General features: G+C 70.4%; 15 protein-coding genes. 5 read left to right on the forward strand and 10 right to left on the reverse strand.

Features of this window, described 5'->3' with window-relative positions:
* Positions 1-56 precede the first annotated feature (56 nt).
* Positions 57-614, reverse strand: a complete 558-nt coding sequence (locus FY251_RS09470; RefSeq protein WP_148414479.1) for a sugar O-acetyltransferase — start codon at positions 612-614, stop codon at positions 57-59.
* Positions 615-702: 88 nt separating this feature from the next.
* Between FY251_RS09470 and FY251_RS09475 the strand changes: the two genes are divergently transcribed.
* Together FY251_RS09475 and FY251_RS22535 are read left to right on the forward strand one after the other, a co-directional pair.
* The gene (locus FY251_RS09475; RefSeq protein WP_148414480.1) at positions 703-1,503 is read left to right on the forward strand and encodes an aldo/keto reductase; all 801 of its coding nucleotides are present in this window, start codon (positions 703-705) and stop codon (positions 1,501-1,503) included.
* 172 nt (positions 1,504-1,675) lie between these two features.
* A complete protein-coding gene (locus FY251_RS22535) occupies positions 1,676-1,843 on the forward strand; it encodes a hypothetical protein (RefSeq protein ID WP_167344099.1) in 168 nt (55 codons plus the stop codon).
* Positions 1,844-1,909: 66 nt separating this feature from the next.
* Here FY251_RS22535 and ppc read toward each other — a convergent pair whose 3' ends face one another.
* Positions 1,910-4,603, reverse strand: coding sequence for a phosphoenolpyruvate carboxylase (gene ppc, locus FY251_RS09480; RefSeq protein ID WP_148414481.1), 2,694 nt, complete (start codon positions 4,601-4,603; stop codon positions 1,910-1,912).
* 212 nt (positions 4,604-4,815) lie between these two features.
* On the opposite strand from ppc, the gene FY251_RS09485 reads away from it, so the two are divergent.
* The gene (locus FY251_RS09485; RefSeq protein ID WP_148414482.1) at positions 4,816-5,661 is read left to right on the forward strand and encodes a ubiquinol-cytochrome c reductase iron-sulfur subunit; all 846 of its coding nucleotides are present in this window, start codon (positions 4,816-4,818) and stop codon (positions 5,659-5,661) included.
* 202 nt (positions 5,662-5,863) lie between these two features.
* On the opposite strand, the gene samp1 is transcribed toward FY251_RS09485, so the two are convergent.
* Genes samp1 through FY251_RS09500 form a run of 3 tightly spaced genes read right to left on the reverse strand, consistent with a single transcriptional unit; the run spans position 5,864 to position 8,840 of the window.
* Positions 5,864-6,130 (reverse strand): ubiquitin-like modifier protein SAMP1, encoded by a 267-nt coding sequence (gene samp1 / locus FY251_RS09490; protein ID WP_148414483.1) that lies wholly within the window; start codon positions 6,128-6,130, stop codon positions 5,864-5,866.
* 23 nt (positions 6,131-6,153) lie between these two features.
* Positions 6,154-7,629: a cation:proton antiporter regulatory subunit gene (locus FY251_RS09495; RefSeq protein WP_148414484.1), complete on the reverse strand. Its 1,476-nt coding sequence runs from the start codon at positions 7,627-7,629 to the stop codon at positions 6,154-6,156.
* Positions 7,629-8,840, reverse strand: a complete 1,212-nt coding sequence (locus FY251_RS09500) for a potassium channel family protein (protein ID WP_148414485.1) — start codon at positions 8,838-8,840, stop codon at positions 7,629-7,631. Before FY251_RS09500 ends, FY251_RS09495 begins: the two co-directional genes overlap by 1 nt.
* 100 nt (positions 8,841-8,940) lie before the next feature.
* Here FY251_RS09500 and FY251_RS09505 point away from each other — a divergent pair, with 100 nt between their 5' ends.
* Entirely contained in the window at positions 8,941-10,170 is a 1,230-nt protein-coding gene (locus FY251_RS09505; RefSeq protein WP_148414486.1) for an NAD-binding protein, read from the forward strand.
* Between the two features lie 90 nt (positions 10,171-10,260).
* Here FY251_RS09505 and FY251_RS09510 read toward each other — a convergent pair whose 3' ends face one another.
* The 5 genes from FY251_RS09510 to FY251_RS09530 form a co-directional block, all read right to left on the reverse strand.
* Positions 10,261-11,685 carry a universal stress protein gene (locus FY251_RS09510; RefSeq protein ID WP_148414487.1) on the reverse strand — a complete coding sequence of 475 codons (1,425 nt, stop codon included), beginning with the start codon at positions 11,683-11,685 and terminating at the stop codon, positions 10,261-10,263.
* Between the two features lie 9 nt (positions 11,686-11,694).
* The gene (locus tag FY251_RS09515) at positions 11,695-12,423 is read right to left on the reverse strand and encodes a nucleoside phosphorylase (protein WP_148414488.1); all 729 of its coding nucleotides are present in this window, start codon (positions 12,421-12,423) and stop codon (positions 11,695-11,697) included.
* A 102-nt stretch (positions 12,424-12,525) separates the two neighbouring features.
* A complete protein-coding gene (locus tag FY251_RS09520; RefSeq protein ID WP_148414489.1) occupies positions 12,526-13,050 on the reverse strand; it encodes a hypothetical protein in 525 nt (174 codons plus the stop codon).
* 72 nt (positions 13,051-13,122) lie between these two features.
* Positions 13,123-14,040, reverse strand: coding sequence for a carbohydrate kinase family protein (locus FY251_RS09525; RefSeq protein WP_148414490.1), 918 nt, complete (start codon positions 14,038-14,040; stop codon positions 13,123-13,125).
* Between the two features lie 101 nt (positions 14,041-14,141).
* On the reverse strand, positions 14,142-14,951 hold the full coding sequence (locus FY251_RS09530) for a DUF63 family protein (RefSeq protein WP_148414491.1): 810 nt from the start codon (positions 14,949-14,951) through the stop codon (positions 14,142-14,144).
* Positions 14,952-15,017: 66 nt separating this feature from the next.
* Between FY251_RS09530 and deoC the strand changes: the two genes are divergently transcribed.
* Positions 15,018-15,656 (forward strand): deoxyribose-phosphate aldolase, encoded by a 639-nt coding sequence (gene deoC, locus FY251_RS09535; RefSeq protein ID WP_148414492.1) that lies wholly within the window; start codon positions 15,018-15,020, stop codon positions 15,654-15,656.
* Positions 15,657-15,699 lie beyond the last annotated feature (43 nt).

Here is a 15,699-nt window from a genome sequence, read left to right on the forward strand (position 1 = left end):
CGAGAATCGCGCGACGGCGACGCGGCGACGACGCCGACTTGACGGGCCGTCCCCGGTCAGTCCAGCCTTTTAATGACTCGCGCCGGATTGCCGCCGACGACCACAGAGTCGGGCACGTCTTTCGTGACGACCGCGCCCGATGCGACCACCGCGTCGTCGCCGATGGTGACGCCGGGGTTGACGACCGCCCGGCCGCCGAGCCACGCGTTGTCGCCGATTGTCACCGGCTCGCCCGACTCGGGGCCCTTGATTCGCTCCGCGGCGTCGAGCGGGTGGGTCGCGGTGTAGACGTGGACGCCCGGCCCGAGCTGGGCGTTGTCGCCGATGGTGATGGGACAGACGTCGAGGAAGACGCAGTCGAAGTTGGCGAAGAAGTTCTCGCCGACGCGGACGTTGTAGCCGTAGTCACAGCGAAACGTGGGCTCGATTTCGAACGACTCGCCGACCTCGCCGAACAGTTCCCGAACCAGCTCCTCGCGGCGTTCGGTCTGGGTCTCGTCGGTGTCGTTGAACAGGCGCGTGAGCCGTCGCGCGCGCTTTCGCTCCGCGACGAGTTCCGGGTCGCCCGCGTCGTACGACTCGCCGGCGAGCATCTTCTCCTTCTCGGAGGGCATACCACCACCCACTGGCGGGCCGGTGGTAAGTGTACGCACGGCTTCCGCGACCGCAGGATTTGACTCGTCCGGTCGCAACCGTCCGTGTATGACAGAGTTCCCGCGACTCGGCTTCGGGACGTACAAGCTCGAAGACCGCGACGAGTGCGTCGAGGCCGTGAAGACCGCCCTCGACGCCGGCTACCGCCACGTCGACACGGCCCAGATGTACCACAACGAGGAGTTCGTCGGCGAGGGGCTCGCCGAGTCCGACGTGGACGTCGACGACGTGTTCGTGGCGACGAAGCTCGACACCGACAACCTCGGCTACGACGACGTGCTGGAGACGGCCCGCGAGTCCGCCGACAAACTCGGCGTCGATACCATCGACCTGCTGTACGTCCACTGGCCGCTCGACAGCTACGACGAGGACGAGACGCTCGCGGCCCTCGACGAACTCGCCGAGGCGGGCGTCATCGACCACGTCGGCCTGAGCAACTTCCGACCCGACCAGCTCGAATCGGCCATCGAGACGCTCGACGCGCCGGTGTTCGCCCACCAGGTCGAGATGCACCCGATGCTGCAGCAGACCGAACTCCGCGAGTTCGCCGCGGACCGCAACCACCGACTGGTCGCCTACTCGCCCATCGCGCGCAATCGGGTCGCCGACGAGGCGGTCATCGTCGACATCGCCGAGAAACACGACGCGTCGCCCGCGCAGGTCGCCCTCGCGTGGCTGATGGAAAAGGGCGCGACGCCCATCCCGAAGGCCGCCTCGCCCGACCACATCCGCGACAACTTCGCCGCGCTCGACCTCGACCTCGACGACGGGGACGTGGCCGCCATCGACGGCCTCGATTCGACCCACCGCATCGTCGACTTCGACGAAGCGCCGTGGAACCGCGCCTGAGCTGAGCCGACCTGTCCCCGGCCGTCGGCGGCGACGCTGAAACGCTCATTTCCGTCGAGTACGACGTCCTGTGTCTCGTATTCGTCGTCACCGACGCCCCGACAGAGTGAGACGTGCGACCCCGCCGCAAACGGGGTGAACATATATGATGGACTCGCCCGTACCGTCGAACATGGCAACGGTGGTGGTGGTGTGCCCACACTGCGGACAGCACGTGGAATCGAGATACGAGGGCGACGCCGACTTCGACGGCGTCAGACAGCGGCTGAAAAGCGAGTACCGCGTCGCGCGGCAGACCTGTCCGGTCTGCTCGAACCCGTACGACCTCCGCCGGGCCTGAGCGGCCCCGGCGGCGCGGTGACGACGACCTCGGCGGGTGGCCGAGGGCGTCGGCGTCGCGGTCGCGTTATCCGGTGTTCTTCATCCCGGCGGCGATGCCTTTGACGGTGAGCCGCAGGGTCCGTTCTTCCTCGTCGGTCCGGTGGGTCTGCGACAGCAGGTGCGTCTGCAGCAGGTTCAGCGGGTCGACGTAGGGGTTGCGGCGGCGGAGGCTCTCTTCGAGCCACTCGCGCTTCAGGAGGCTGCTGCGCTCGCTGATGTCGAGCATGAGGTCCGCGGCGTCCTCGTACTCCCCGGTGAGGCGGGTGAAGAACTCCTCGCGGAGCTCCTCGTCGGCGAGGTTCGCGTACTCCGTGGCGATTTCGAGGTCGGTGCGCGCCAGCGCCATCGCGGCGTTGTCGAACGTGCTCCGGAAGAACGCCCACTCGTCGTACATCTCGCGGAGGTCGTCCATGTCGCCGCCGTCTTCGAGGAAGGCGTTGACGCCGGCGGCCAGCGAGTACCAGCCGGGGAGGATACACCGCGACTGGGTCCACGAGAACACCCACGGGATGGCGCGGAGGTCCTCGACGCTCCGCTCGTCGGACCGGGAGGCCGGGCGAGAGCCGAGGTTGAGTTCCTCGATGACGGTGATGGGCGTCGCCTGCTCGAAGTAGGAGACGAAGCCGTCCGATTCGAGGAGGTTTCGGTACTCCTCGCGCGCGGCGGCCGCCATGGTGTCCATGGCGTCGACCCAGCGGTCGGGCACCTCCTCTTCGGGCGTCCGAATCGCCTGCAGGCGGGCGCGAATCTGGGCGTTGAGCATCTGTTCGAGGTTCCGCTCCGCGATGCGCGGATTGGCGTACTTCTCGGCGATGGCCTCGCCCTGCTCGGTGAACTTAATCTGCCCCGTGACGGTCTCGTTCGGGAGCGCGAGCATGGCCTCGTTCATCGGGCCGCCGCCGCGGGAGATAGAGCCGCCGCGGCCGTGGAACAGCCGCATCGTCACGTCGAAGTCGTCGCAGATGTCGGCGAGGCGGCGCTGGTTCTTGTAGAGGTCCCAGTTGGCGGCGAGGAAGCCGTTTTCCTTGTTGGAGTCGGAGTAGCCCAGCATGATCTCCTGCACGTCGTTCCGGGCGGCGAGCGCCGTCCCGTAGGCCTCGTTTTCGAACAGCGTGCCCATGATGCGGCGCGCGCCGTTGAGCGCCGACTCGGTTTCGAGCAGCGGGACCACGTCGATGCCGCAGTGGTCGGGCAGGGAGACGACGCCCGCCTGATCGGCGAGGAACAGCACTTCGAGGACGTGCGACGGCTCCTCGGTCATCGAGATGCAGTAGGTGTCGATAGCGCCGACGCCGTACTCGCGCTGCCACTCGCCGAGCTTGCGGAAGCGGCGGAGGACGCGCTGGGCCGTCTCGGAGACGTCGCCCGGCTCTTCGAGGTCGACGACCGGCTCCTCCTGCAGAATCGCGTCGGTGAGGAGTTCGACGCGTTCCTCCTCGGAGCTGCCGTAGTAGTCGAGACCCTCGTGGGCCAGCGCCTCGTGGACGGCCTCGGTGTGGTTCTCCTGATGGTCGCGGAGGTCGAGGCTGGCGAGGGTGAAGCCGAACGTGTCGACCTGCCGCATCAGGGGCTCGACGTACACGTCCGCGACCTGCGCCGCGCCGGTCCGCCGGAGGCTGGTGTCGATGACTTCGAGGTCGGCCAGTAGCTCACTCTCGTCCGCGTAGCCGTTCGGGCGGACGTCCTCGACCCGGCGGAGCCGCTCGCGCATCAGCTTGAGCTTCTGGCGGTACGGCTCGTTGGGGTAGCGCTCGTCGGCCTCCTCGGCGACGACGGGGAGGAGCTCGCGGTCCGCCTTCAGCGAGCGTTCGAGCTCGTGGCCCGGGTCGATTCGCGTCGCGTCCTGACTCAGCACACCGGAGAGACGCTTGAGCGAGTCGCTGTACTTTTCGAGGGCGACGCTGCGCTGGCGTTCGAGCGTGTCCTCCGTCACCTCGGGCGTGACGAAGGGGTTGCCGTCGCGGTCGGAGCCGGCCCACGAGCGGAACTCGAACAGCTTCGGCACGTCGAGGCCGGGGTACTCGGCGCGGAGCTCCTCTTCGAGCTCCTCGTACACCTCGCCGACCACGTCGAACAGCGTGTTTTCGAGGTACCACTGGACGTTTCGGGCCTCGTCGGTCGGCTCCGGGCGGCGGTCGCGGACCTGCGAGGTCTGCCAGAGGCTCGTCACCTCGGCGACGACGTGCCGCCACTCCTGGTCGTGTTCGAGGTCGGTGAGGCGGCGCTCGTCGAGCGTCTCCAGCCGGTTGGCGATGGAGCGGAGCTTCGATTTCACCGTCTTCCGGCGGGCCTCGGTCGGGTGCGCCGTAAAGGTCGGCTCGATGAGCACGTCTTCGAGGACCCGTCCCAGAAGCTCCTCGTCGACCTCCTCGTCGTCCAGCGCGTCGAGCGTGTCGAGGATGCCATCTTCGAGCGTCCCCTCCTGAGACGCCTCGCGGATGACGCGAACGCGCTCGCGCTCCTCGGCGAGGTTGATGAGTTCGAAGTAGGTCGTGAACGCGCGGGCGACGACGCTCTCGCGCTCCGGTTCGAGGTCGCCGACCACGTCGTAGAGCCGCTCGCGCGACCCGGACTCGCCTTTCCGGTAGGCGATGGCCGCCTGTCGAAGCTCTTCGACTGTCTCGAACGACGCCGTCGACGTCTGCGCTTCGAGCACGTCCCCGAGCAGCGCCCCCAGCTCGCGGACATCTTGCCGCACGTCTCTGGTGTGCAATCGCATCCTACTCGAATACGAGTACCACATTCTAAAAGGCCACGAGTAACGCCGAAAATTTGCCCGGAGATGAGACCTAAACGAACGTTTCTAATGATTCGTCCAGTTTCTCCGGCCGCGGGGTCGGCGGGCCGAACCCCCCGCGGGCGGCCGTTTCGTGGGGCGCACTAACACGGTTGATTCGTCACGCTTTTACTGACCGGGTCGAAGGTGGAAGTATGAGCGATAGCGACAAGTACCCCGCCGATTCGGGTCGCCGTCGGTTCGTCAAGGGCGTCGTCGGGGGAGCGGCGCTCGCGGGCGTGGGAACGACAGGCGCGGCCGCCATCAACACGACGACGTCGTCCACCGGTTCAGGCGGCGGTCCGACGCAGGCGTACGCCATCGAGAACACCGGCGGACCCGCACCGCGCGGCATGCCGCAGATTCCGATCGAGATCGACGACGAGGGCTACATCAGGGGCGTCTGGCCCGAGGTCCAGACCGTCACCCAGAACGGTGTGGACGTCGAACTCGCCATCACCGAGGAGTACAAGGGCACGGACGTCACCTACTCGCAGGACTGGTTCCAGTACTGCGGCGTCCAGACCTACGACGGGCTGAACCCGACGTTCGAGTCGGACAACTACTTCCGCTCCGACAACGGGGCCTACGACTGGCAGTCCGAGACCTACAGCGCCGGCGACCGCCTGAACGTCAACGACTTCGACGAGTACGAGACGTGGGGCAACGGCATCGGACAGGCCGGTCTCGGGATGCCCGCGACCGGCACGTGGCGCTCGGAGGACACCGAGGACACGATGCCGATTCAGGTGGTCCGCTCGACGCGCATCGAGGAGGCGGCACAGGACAACGAGTGGCTCGCCGCCTCGACGGATCAGGGCGTCATCGCGTGGCTCAACAAGTGTACGCACTTCTGCTGTGTCCCCGGCTACAAGCAGTCGGCCAGCTCCGCCACGTTCGGCGGCGAAGACGGCGTCTACTGCCAGTGCCACCAGTCCACCTACGACCCCTTCACCATCGTCGAGACGCTCTTTACGGCGCTGCCGCGCCCGAGCGAGTAACGACCCTCGAAGCCGCCCTCCCGCTTCGAGTCCGACCGCGACGCGTTCCCGCTCTCGATTTTCTCTCACTTCAGAACGACCCGTTTTCGCCTGCGACGAACGCCCCGTTTCGGGCCCGCCAACGTTGCCGCGTGCCGCCAGCGCCGCCGCTCGCGGGTGCCGGATTCGGTCGTGAGAATCGGTCTCTCGCCGCGTCGACGCGCTAGCCCCCGCTGACCGGCGGGAAGAGCGCGAGTTCGTCGCCGGCGGCCGCCGCCTCGCCGAGCGCGGCCGCCTCGCCGTTCCGGAGGACGTTGATGTGGTCGTACAGTTCGCCGTCGTCGCCGAACACCCGCGATTCGAGCGCCGGATGCGCCCCGACGAGGGCGTCGAGCGCGTCGCCGACGGTCGCGTCGGCGTCGGCGACGTCGACTCGGACGGTGCGCGCGCCGGCGACTTCCGCGAGGTCGGCGAACAGCTTCCACTCCATACTCCCGTCTCGTCGCCCGGCGCTCATGAGGATTGCGCCCCGTCCGACCGCGAGCCGTCGCCGCCGGAACCGCCGGTGTCGGCCCCGTCGTCGTCGCCGCCGTCCGTTCGACCCGTGTCGGTCGTCGCCCGGCGTTCGACCTTCCGGAGCACCTCCGGCCGACCGACGACGTAGAGCGTGTCGCCGGCCGCCAGTTCGCGTCCCCGGCCGGGAATCGCGTCCACGGGACGGTTCGAAGACCGGATGGCGACGACAGTCGTATCCACGTCCGAGACCGGCGCGCCGTCGAGGTCGGCACCGGCCGCGACGGTCGTGACCGCCATCGTCTCGTCGGCGTTCCGGAGGAGCGACGCGAACTCGCGGTCGACGTGGGGGTCCGCGGGGAGCGTCACGAGCCGGTACTCTTCGCCGCTCGTCAGGCGGTCGGCGTCCTCCTCGTCGAGGGCGACGGTCGCCACGTCGTCGGCGACGCCGCGGAGTTCGCCGAAGGCGACGCGGGTCGGCGCGGTCGGCGCGTCGGTGCCGCCGTCGGACAGCGAGCCGGTTTCGGGCCCGCCGGCGGGCGTCTGGGTCGAGTCGGCGGACTCGCTCGTCTCGGACGGGGCAGATGCGCCCGCGGAACCTCCGTCCGACGGCCCGCCCGCCTCGTCATCCTCGTCTCCCGCGTCCGGCTTCGGAACCGACCAGACCTGCACGGGGTCGCCGGCGGCCGCGCCGGAGCCGGGGTCGCCGCGAATCGCGACCGCGACGGTGCCGGGCGCGAGCGTCGGCCCGAGGCCGGCCGCCCGACTGCCGAGCGCGAGGTACGACACCTCGCTCCCGTCGTCGAACTCCACGTCGACGTGGCCGACGCCGTGGTCGTCTTTGATGCGCGTGGCGAGTCGGTCGCGGAGTTCGGCCTCGCCGAGCCGCCGGGGGAAAAGCAGCGTCTTCCCGCTCAGCTGAGTCTTGACGCTCTCTGCGACCGGGTCGTAGCCCTCGATGTCGCCGATGTCCTCGGGGAGCGTCACCGACGTGACGCGGCCGACGGTCCGGACGAGTCGGCTCACGTCGGCGTCGAGTTCCTTCGCGCCCGCGACGGCGAACACGTCGGTGGCGAGTCGGTCGCCGGCGACCCGGCCGACCGGCGCGATGAGCGCCCCGCCGACGAGCGACGCGACGTTGAAAACCACGGTGTCGAGTTGGAACACCTCGGTCTCGGTGCCGGTGGTGAACGCGCCGAACAGGCCGATGGTGTTCAGGTAGAGCGCGACGACCGCGCCGCCGAACAGCACCGCCAGCGCCCGCGGGATTATCTCGCGGGTGTACCAGCGGTAGAGCAGCGCGGCGACCGCCGAGACGACGAACGCGCCGACGACGAGGCCGACGAGCCGGAGCGCCTGCGGGACGAGCGAGTCGTCGGCCGGCGGAATCGACACCTGTCCGGCGGCGGCCGCCGACCCCCCGACCGCCGCGAACAGGTCGGCGGCGGGGGCGGCGGCGGTGAGCGCGACCGACATCACGCCACCGCCTCCTCGAAGCGGGTCAGGTCGCTTCTCGACCCGACCGCGTAGAGCGTGTCGCCGGCGGAGACCGCTTGGTCCCCTCGCGGCGCAATCGTCCAGTTCCCGCCGTGGCGGACCGCGAGGACGGCCACGCCGTAGGCGTCGCGGACGCCGGCCTTCCCGAGCGTCACGCCGTCGAGCGGGCTCTCGGACCGAACCGAGAGCCGCGAGAAGCGCTTGCCGGCGCGGCGGAGCAGGGAGACGAGTTCGAACTCCCGGCGGACGCCGCGGGAGGTGACGACGAAGCGCTCCACGTCGCTCCCGAGGAGCGGTTCGACCTTGCTCCGGTCGACCGCGAGCGTGACGCGGCCCTCGCCGCCGACGGCCGTGGGGGCGCGCGGCGCGGCCTTCGGGGCGTCCGCGTCGTCCGCGTCGTCGTCGGATTCGCTCGGCACCTCGGCGACGGAGTCGACGCCGGCGACGGTCGCCGAGACGGTCCCGCCGTCGGCGACGACGACCACGTCGTCGCCCTGCGCGAGGCCCGTGGGGACGAGCGCCGTCACCGACACCGCGCGTTTCCCCGCCGGGAGGCGCTTCGAGAGGCCGCCGACCGGGGCCGCGGCGGTGACGGTGGCGCGGGCCCGCTCGTCGAGTCTGACCTCGACGGCGGCGAGGTCGAACTCGTTTTGCAGGCGGTCGGCGAACCGCGATTCGAGTTCCACGAGCGGGATGTCGGCGGGGAACGTCCACTCCCCGTTGCGGATGTTTGTGCGGATGTCCAGCGGGACCGGCGGGTAGCCCTCGATGTCGCCGACCTCCCCGGTGACGGTGACGCTGACCTGCCCGCGGCCGCCGACGAGTTCGACCACGTCGGTCGACAGCGACCGCTCGGTGAGCTTTCGCAGCGACATCTTCCGGGGAATGTCGTTGGCGAAGGCGTCGCCGCGGTTGTGCGCGTACAGCGACCCCATCAGCACGACCAACAGCGCGACCGTCAGCCTGACCTGGTTGTCCGACTGCGTAATCGTCGGGTCGGCCAGCGCCATGAGGCCGCCGCTCGCGCCCGCGATGGCGACGCTGAGGACGACGACGGCGAGCCCCGGAACGGTGACGCCGGTGACGTAGCGGAACCCGAAGCCGAGGAGCCACGCGACGGCGGCCGGCACGAGTCCCGTGAGAATGCCGAAGTACAGCCCGTAGACGACTTCGACGGGGAGTGAAGCCATGGGCCGGTACACTCGCCGACGAGATAAAGACGTGACGGCGCGCCCGCAACGAGCCGATACCCGACCGTTTTTGCCCTCTGACGCCAGAACTGCGAGAAGCATGGCTTCCGTACGCGAGTGGGTCGGTGCCCGCGCGACCATCGGGACGGTGTTCGTCGCCGCCGTCCTCTCGGTCGCCATCGGCGTCCTCAACATCAGCTCCCCGGTCACCGGCGGCGTGCTGGCCCCGTACATCCCGGAGGCGGTCCGCATCACCGCCGGCTTCACCGGGACGCTGACGGGCTTTCTGCTCCTCGCGAGCGTCTTCGGCCTCCGCCGCCGCTACCGCGCCGCGTGGTACTCGACCGCGGTGCTGCTGCCGGTGACGGCCGGACAGGGGCTCGTGCAGTCGCCCGAGCGGGCGGCCCCGCTCGTCGGCCTCTCGTTTATCAGCCTCGCGCTCTTGGTTTTCAACTACAGGGCGTTCGACCGCGACCTCGACCTGACGGCGACGCAGCTGTCGGCGCTGCTCGCCATCGCGGGCGCACAGACGTACACGACCGCCGGCGCGTGGGCGCTCAGAGAGCAGTTCAACGGCGTCGACACGCTGTTCGACGCGTTCTACTTCGGCGTCGTCACCGGCAGCACGGTCGGCTACGGCGACATCTACCCGCAGACCGCCATCGCCAGACTGTTCGGGATATCGGCGCTCCTCATCACGGTGGCGACGTTCGCCGTGGCGCTCGGTGTCCTGCTCACCCCCGCAATCGAAGCGCGACTCACCAAGGCACTCGGACGCATGACCGAATCACAACTCGACATCCTGGAGAACCACGTCCTCGTGCTCGGCTACGGGGAACTGACCGAACCGATTCTCGAAGAGCTCGGCGACCGCGCCCGCGTCGTCATCGTCACGCCCGACGAGGGCCGCGCCAAGCGCCTCACCGACCGCGGCTACGACGTGGTCACGGACGACCCCAGCGACGAGGAGGCGCTCCAGCGGACCCGCGTCGACAGCGCCCGCTCTGTCGTCGTCGCCACCAACAACGACGCCGAGGACGCGCTGGCCATCCTGACGGCGCGACAGCTCAACCCGGACGTACACATCGTCGCGGCGGCGACCCAGCGGGAAAACGAGCGGAAACTGCGCCGCGCCGGGGCCAACACCGTCATCAGCCCGGCGGCGCTCGGCGGCCACTTCCTCGCCGAGTCCGCCGTCGGCGGGAGCGGCCTCGAAACCATCGAGGAGCGGCTGCTCGACGAGAAACCCGACGACCCGCCCGCCGACGGGACGACCGAGGCTGACGGGGCGGGCGAGGCAGACGAATTCGGACCGGACGGCCGGAACTGACGAAACCGGCGACCCCGGTCGCAAGCGCAAACTGACTCCGACGCCGACGCCGACGCCGACTTCGACTGCTCCGCGTCGCTCCCTCTCCGCTCAGTGCCCGCGGTCGAACACCGCCACGTCGCAGTCTATCTCGCGGATGCGCTCGAACGTCGGCGGCGAGATGAACCGCGAGGCGGGCGAGCGGTCGCCGCTGGAGCCGAGCACCACGAGGTCGTAGGTGGCGGCGTTGGAGGCGATGAAGCCGGTCACGTCGGCGCGGGCGACCCGCGTCTCGATGTTCCCGTCGGCCGTCTCGACCAGGTTGGCGAGCTTCGACTCCGCGGGGCGGCGCTCGACCTCCGAGGCGATGCAGGTCGTGACGCTCACGCTCCCCGTTTTCCCGGCGAGGCGGGTCGCGAAGTCTATCATCGCGTGGGCGGCGTCGCCCGGCCGCGAGACGAGCACGAGGATGCGCCGCCAGCGGTAGGTCTCGCCGGTCGAGCGGAACGCCACGGTGTCGTACGAGCCGCCGAACAGGCCGCGGATGTAGTCCGAAAGCAGGCCGCGGTCCTCCTCGTAGGGCGTCACCACGAGGTCGGAGTTGGTGTTCGCCGCGGCCTCGGTGGTCGCCGTCAGCGGGTCGCCGCGCGCGACGGCGATTTCGACCGGCACGCCCAACTGGGTCCGCAGTTTGTGAGCGCAGGATTCGAGGCGGTCGACCGACGCGTCGGTGTCGGCGTCGAGGTCGCCGTCCGCGTCGGCGTCCGAGTCCGCGTCGCTCTCGTCGGTCGCCTCGGGCGGGAGCACGTCGAGCAGGACGACTTTCCCGGCGCTGTGGGCGGCGGCGAGTCGGGCGGCGAAGAAGGCCGTCTGGGTCGCCGTCTCGCCGCGCATCGGGACGAGCACGTGGTCGTCGCCGCGGACGGTCCCGTAGAGGTACTCCGCCCGGCGCTCGTAGAACTGCTCGCGCCAGACGGTGAAGGCGATGGCGATGACGACGCTGGCGAAGAAGATACTCACCACGTACTCCTCGGGGTTCACGTCGCCGGTCACGAGCGTCAAAAGCGCCGTCGAAAACGCGGAGGGGACCTCCACGTCCAGCGCCCACGTCGTGACGCCGGCGAGGAAGATGGCGAGCGCCGCCGCCGACGGGTGGACGAGCGCGGTCCCGGTCGGGCCGTAGGCCCACCCGGCGAAGCCGACCGCGACGAGGCCGCAGAGCGCGCCGACCGTGAGGGCGACGACGAACTTCACGGGCGAGGCGTACCGCCCCTCGGGGTCCGAAAACAGCGTGTACGACCCCGACGCGAGCGGCGGGAAAAGCAGGAACGACAGCGTGCTGACCGAGTTGGAGATGAGCGTCACCCCGGCGATGAGCACGGGGATGATGAGGAGAATCGAGAGGTGAAGCAGGTTGTTCGTGTTCTCTATCCAGCGACCGAACGCCACCTTCTCGCGCCGCTCTATCCGGCGGATTCGGGCGCTGAGCGCCCCGGCGCGTGCGACCGCGCGGGCCGCGAGGTGGCGGACGTCCACGGCTGTCGTCTACGCGAGTTCGGCGACCGCGTCGAGCGTGATGGAGATGGCGCGCTCGACGTTGTTCTTCGCCTTCTCGGGGAGTTCCTCGTCCGAGTCGGCACCCTTCTGGGTGCCGGCGACGAGGTTACCGTCGACCGTGCAGATAGCGCCGGCGCGGAGGCCCTTCCGGCGGGCGAGCGAGAACACCGTCGCGGCCTCCATCTCGATGGCGAGCAGGCCGGCGGCGTTCCAGTCGTCGACGTACTCGTCGGACTCGTTGTAGAACGCGTCGTCGGAGACGATGGGGCCGACGTGGACGTCCTCGCCGTTGGCCTCGGCCGAGTCGACGAGCGAGGTGAGCACGTCGTAGTCGGGGACGGCCGGGTAGACCTCGGACTCGTAGCGCTTCGAGGTCCCCTCCTCCTTGGCCGCGCCCGTGGCGACGATCATGTCGCCGACTTCGATGTCTTCCTGCAGCGCGCCGATGGTGCCGACGCGGATGAACGTCTCCACGCCGACGCGGGCGAGTTCCTCGATGGCGATGGCGGCGGAGGGACAGCCGATGCCGGTCGAGGAGATGGTGAGCGGGACGCCCTCGTACTCGGCGTTGACGACCTTGTACTCGCGGTTCTGCGCGACTTCCTCGACGTTGTCGCACTGCGTTGCGATGCGGTCGACGCGCCCGGGGTCCCCCGGGATGAGCGCGATGTCGTTCACGTCGCCTTCTTCGACGAGGAGGTGGGGCTGTTTCGCCATGTACCGACCCACTCGGGTCGCGGGCAAAAACGACGCGGTTCGACCGGGGCGGGGGCGACTCGACCGAGCGGCCGACTGCCCAGCCGACCGACCGCGCCGGCGTCACGCGACCCCGGTGAAGACCACCGGCGCGAGGACCAGCAGCGTCGCGCCGAAGACGAGCGAGGAGCGGAGCCACTGCCCGCGGACCGCCGTCGCGCGCTCCTCGTAGATGCGCCGGCCGGCGCGCGGGAGGACGAAGCGGGCGAACGCGACGTAGATGAACGCCACGACGACCGCGGTCGCGACGAGGTGCGACGGGAGGTCGACGCCGGCGACCCCGAGGTCCGGCGCGACGGCGTCGGTCGCGAGGTAGGCGACCGCGTAGAGGACGCCGGCGAGTCCCCCGGCGGCGTGGTGGACGGCGTTGGCGTCGCCGAAGCTCACCTCGTCCGGCGAGGTCCGGCGGACGACCGCCGCGGCGACGTACGCCGGGGTGAAGCCCTCGTCCTGCCGCCACATCGGGATGGCCATCACGACCGCGGCCGCGACGCCGACGACCGCGCCGAGGAGCAGTCGCCCGGCGACCGCGCCGAGGCTCGACGCGGCGTCGAAGGCGGCGACGGCGGCCGGGAGCTGGTCGAACATCGTCCCGACGAATGGCTGGTGAGGATAAAACTGGTCGGGTCGTCGCCGAGCGGCGGCTCGCTCGGAGGTGACTCAGCCCTCGACGAGGTCGTCCAGCCGCCGCCAACTGAGTTGCGTCCGCGCGCCCGGCTCGGCCGCGGTGAGCGCGCCGCAGGCGTTGGCGACCGCCAGCGCCCGCTCGTAGGTCGCCCCGTCGAGGCGGGCCGCGATGAAGCCCGAGGCGAAGGCGTCGCCCGCGCCGGTCGTGTCAACCGCGTCGATTGGGTAGCCGGGGTGGACGTGTCGCTCGTCGCCGTCCCTGACCTCCGCGCCGCGCGGGCCGTGTTTGAGGACGAGCGTCGTCCGCGCGAGCGCCGCGGCCACGTCGGAGGCGGGTTCAGGGCCGGCGCTCCGGCCGCGTTCGACCGCCGCCTCGCCGAGCGCGGTGGCGGCCTCGCGGTCGTTGAGAAAGACGTAGTCCACCTCCCGGAGCGCGTCGGCGTAGCCCCGGTCGCCGACGCGCCGCCCGGGGTCGAAACTGACCGTCGTGTCGACCTCGTGGGCCCGTCCGGCGAGCGTCGCGGCCGTCTCGGGCGACTGGCTCGTCAGGTGGAGGTGGTCGGCCGCCGCCAGCGGGTCGGCCGGGAGGTCGGTCGCCTCGAACGCCTCGTTGACGCCGGGCGACCCGAGGACGAACACCTCGCCCGCGGCGTCGACGACGATGTACTTGACCGTGGTCGGGCCGCGCTCGACGCTGACGACGTGGCGGCAGTCGACGCCCTTCGAGGCGAGTTCGGCGACGGCGGCGTGGCCGTGTTCGTCGTCGCCGACGCTCCCGAGGAGCGCGGCGGGCACGTCGAGGCCGACGAGGCCGCTGGCGACGTTGGCGGCGCTCCCGCCGCCCGCGCCGACCCGCGACTCGACGGTCGCCTCGCCGTCCGGTTCCGGCAGGGCGTCCACGCGGAGGGTGACGTCCCAGTTCACGTGACCGGCGCAGATGACTCGGGACATGCGTCCGCGTAGGTCGGGCCGCCGATGGCATAACTCCCTCGGGTCGGGCGACTACGGTGCCGAAAAATGGAGTGTGGGCGCGTCCGAGCGGGGCCGCGGCCTCAGCCGGCGATGGCGAACAACAGGAGGTTGTGGACGCCGGGGCCGAGGCCGACGGCGGCGACGAGGCCCAACAGGAGCGACCCCTCGGTCGGGTCCTCGCGGACGTAGTCGGCGAGGAGGGCGACCACGAAGCCGGCCACGGCGAGTTTCACGAGGACGAACAGCCAGCCGACGCCGACGGCCTCAGCGGTCGGGAGCGTCGCGGCGGCGTCGAGGATGACGCGCGACAGCGGCGTCCGCTCGCCGAACCCGAGCACGTCGACGCCGACGGCGGTCGACAGCGCGTCGAGGGCGTGCCCGAAGATGGCGAGGAGCCCGAGCGACCCCGCGGCGGCCGCCTCGGGCGCGAGTCGCGTCACGACCCGCCACGTCAGGGGGGTGACGACGAGCGCGGCGACGAGGGCGAAACCGGGCCAGACGACCGAGAGGGTCCCGGCGGCGAGCCCGATGAACAGCGCGAAGCCGGCGAGTCCGGCGGCGACGAGCGCGCCGGGAGCCGCGAGCGCCGTCGGCGAGGCGAGGTCGGTCGCGTCGAGCGCGAGCCACGTCGCGCCGGCGACGACGGCCACGGTGAGGTAGACGGAGGGCGTGCCGGCGAGCGGTTCGACCGCGGGCGGGAGCGCGTCGACGACGTAGAGCACGTGGAGCGCCGACCCCGACACCATCCACGGGACGAGCGCGAGGACGTGCGCGGGGGTGACCGTCGGGCGCGTGCGAGTCAGTCCGACGCCGACGCCGACGAGTCCCGCGACGAGGGCGACGAGGTAGGGAAGCGGCGGGAGCGCGAACCCCTCGGGGAGGATGGCCATGCAGGAGGCGCGGCGGGGCGGCGTGAAAGCCTTACGTTCTTTAGCCTCGGGTCGCCTCCACCGGGTATGAACCGAGCCGACCTCGCCGCCCGCATCGACCACACGGTCCTCGGACCCGAGACGACGATGGCCGACGTGGAGGCCGTTCTCGACGACGCCGACGAGTGGGGGATGAACGCCTGTATCCCGCCGTGCTACGTCGCCGAGGCGAGCGAGTACGCCCCGGACGTGTTGCTGGCGACGGTCGTCGGCTTCCCCCACGGCCAGCACACGACGACGGCCAAGCGCGAGGAGGCCGTCGACGCGTGGCAGGCCGGCGCGGACGAACTGGACATGGTCATCAACGTCGGTCGGCTCAAGGCCGGCGAGGACGACCTCGTGACCGAGGACATCTCCGAGGTCGTCGCGGCCGTCCCGGTTCCGGTGAAGGTCATCATCGAGACGGCGCTCCTCACCGAGGAGGAGAAACGGCGCGCCTGCGAGGCGGCCGTCGAGGCCGACGCCGCCTTCGTCAAGACCTCAACGGGCTTCGCAGACGGCGGCGCGACGGTCGAAGACGTGGCGCTCATGGCCGAGTACCTGCCCGTCAAGGCGTCCGGCGGCGTCGGCTCCTACGACGAGGCGGTCGCCATGTTCGAAGCCGGCGCGGAGCGCATCGGCGCGTCGTCGGGCGTCGATATCGTCTCCGACGCGCCCGAGGAGTAGGTCGGCCGTCGTCCGTCGGTCGCAGGTCCGTTTTCACACCCTC

This window comes from Haloferax sp. KTX1, from assembly GCF_902410085.1.
In the GTDB taxonomy this organism is placed as follows: Archaea; Halobacteriota; Halobacteria; order Halobacteriales; family Haloferacaceae; genus Haloferax; species Haloferax massiliensis.

What these genes read in the sequence shown, in the direction of transcription:
- FY251_RS09470 (WP_148414479.1), bottom strand. Translation starts at nt 614, where the DNA reads ATGCCCTCCGAGAAGGAGAAGATGCTCGCCGGCGAGTCGTACGACGCG.
- FY251_RS09475 (WP_148414480.1), top strand. Translation starts at nt 703, where the DNA reads ATGACAGAGTTCCCGCGACTCGGCTTCGGGACGTACAAGCTCGAAGAC.
- FY251_RS22535 (WP_167344099.1), top strand. Translation starts at nt 1,676, where the DNA reads ATGGCAACGGTGGTGGTGGTGTGCCCACACTGCGGACAGCACGTGGAA.
- ppc (WP_148414481.1), bottom strand. Translation starts at nt 4,603, where the DNA reads ATGCGATTGCACACCAGAGACGTGCGGCAAGATGTCCGCGAGCTGGGG.
- FY251_RS09485 (WP_148414482.1), top strand. Translation starts at nt 4,816, where the DNA reads ATGAGCGATAGCGACAAGTACCCCGCCGATTCGGGTCGCCGTCGGTTC.
- samp1 (WP_148414483.1), bottom strand. Translation starts at nt 6,130, where the DNA reads ATGGAGTGGAAGCTGTTCGCCGACCTCGCGGAAGTCGCCGGCGCGCGC.
- FY251_RS09495 (WP_148414484.1), bottom strand. Translation starts at nt 7,629, where the DNA reads ATGTCGGTCGCGCTCACCGCCGCCGCCCCCGCCGCCGACCTGTTCGCG.
- FY251_RS09500 (WP_148414485.1), bottom strand. Translation starts at nt 8,840, where the DNA reads ATGGCTTCACTCCCCGTCGAAGTCGTCTACGGGCTGTACTTCGGCATT.
- FY251_RS09505 (WP_148414486.1), top strand. Translation starts at nt 8,941, where the DNA reads ATGGCTTCCGTACGCGAGTGGGTCGGTGCCCGCGCGACCATCGGGACG.
- FY251_RS09515 (WP_148414488.1), bottom strand. Translation starts at nt 12,423, where the DNA reads ATGGCGAAACAGCCCCACCTCCTCGTCGAAGAAGGCGACGTGAACGAC.
- FY251_RS09520 (WP_148414489.1), bottom strand. Translation starts at nt 13,050, where the DNA reads ATGTTCGACCAGCTCCCGGCCGCCGTCGCCGCCTTCGACGCCGCGTCG.
- FY251_RS09525 (WP_148414490.1), bottom strand. Translation starts at nt 14,040, where the DNA reads ATGTCCCGAGTCATCTGCGCCGGTCACGTGAACTGGGACGTCACCCTC.
- FY251_RS09530 (WP_148414491.1), bottom strand. Translation starts at nt 14,951, where the DNA reads ATGGCCATCCTCCCCGAGGGGTTCGCGCTCCCGCCGCTTCCCTACCTC.
- deoC (WP_148414492.1), top strand. Translation starts at nt 15,018, where the DNA reads ATGAACCGAGCCGACCTCGCCGCCCGCATCGACCACACGGTCCTCGGA.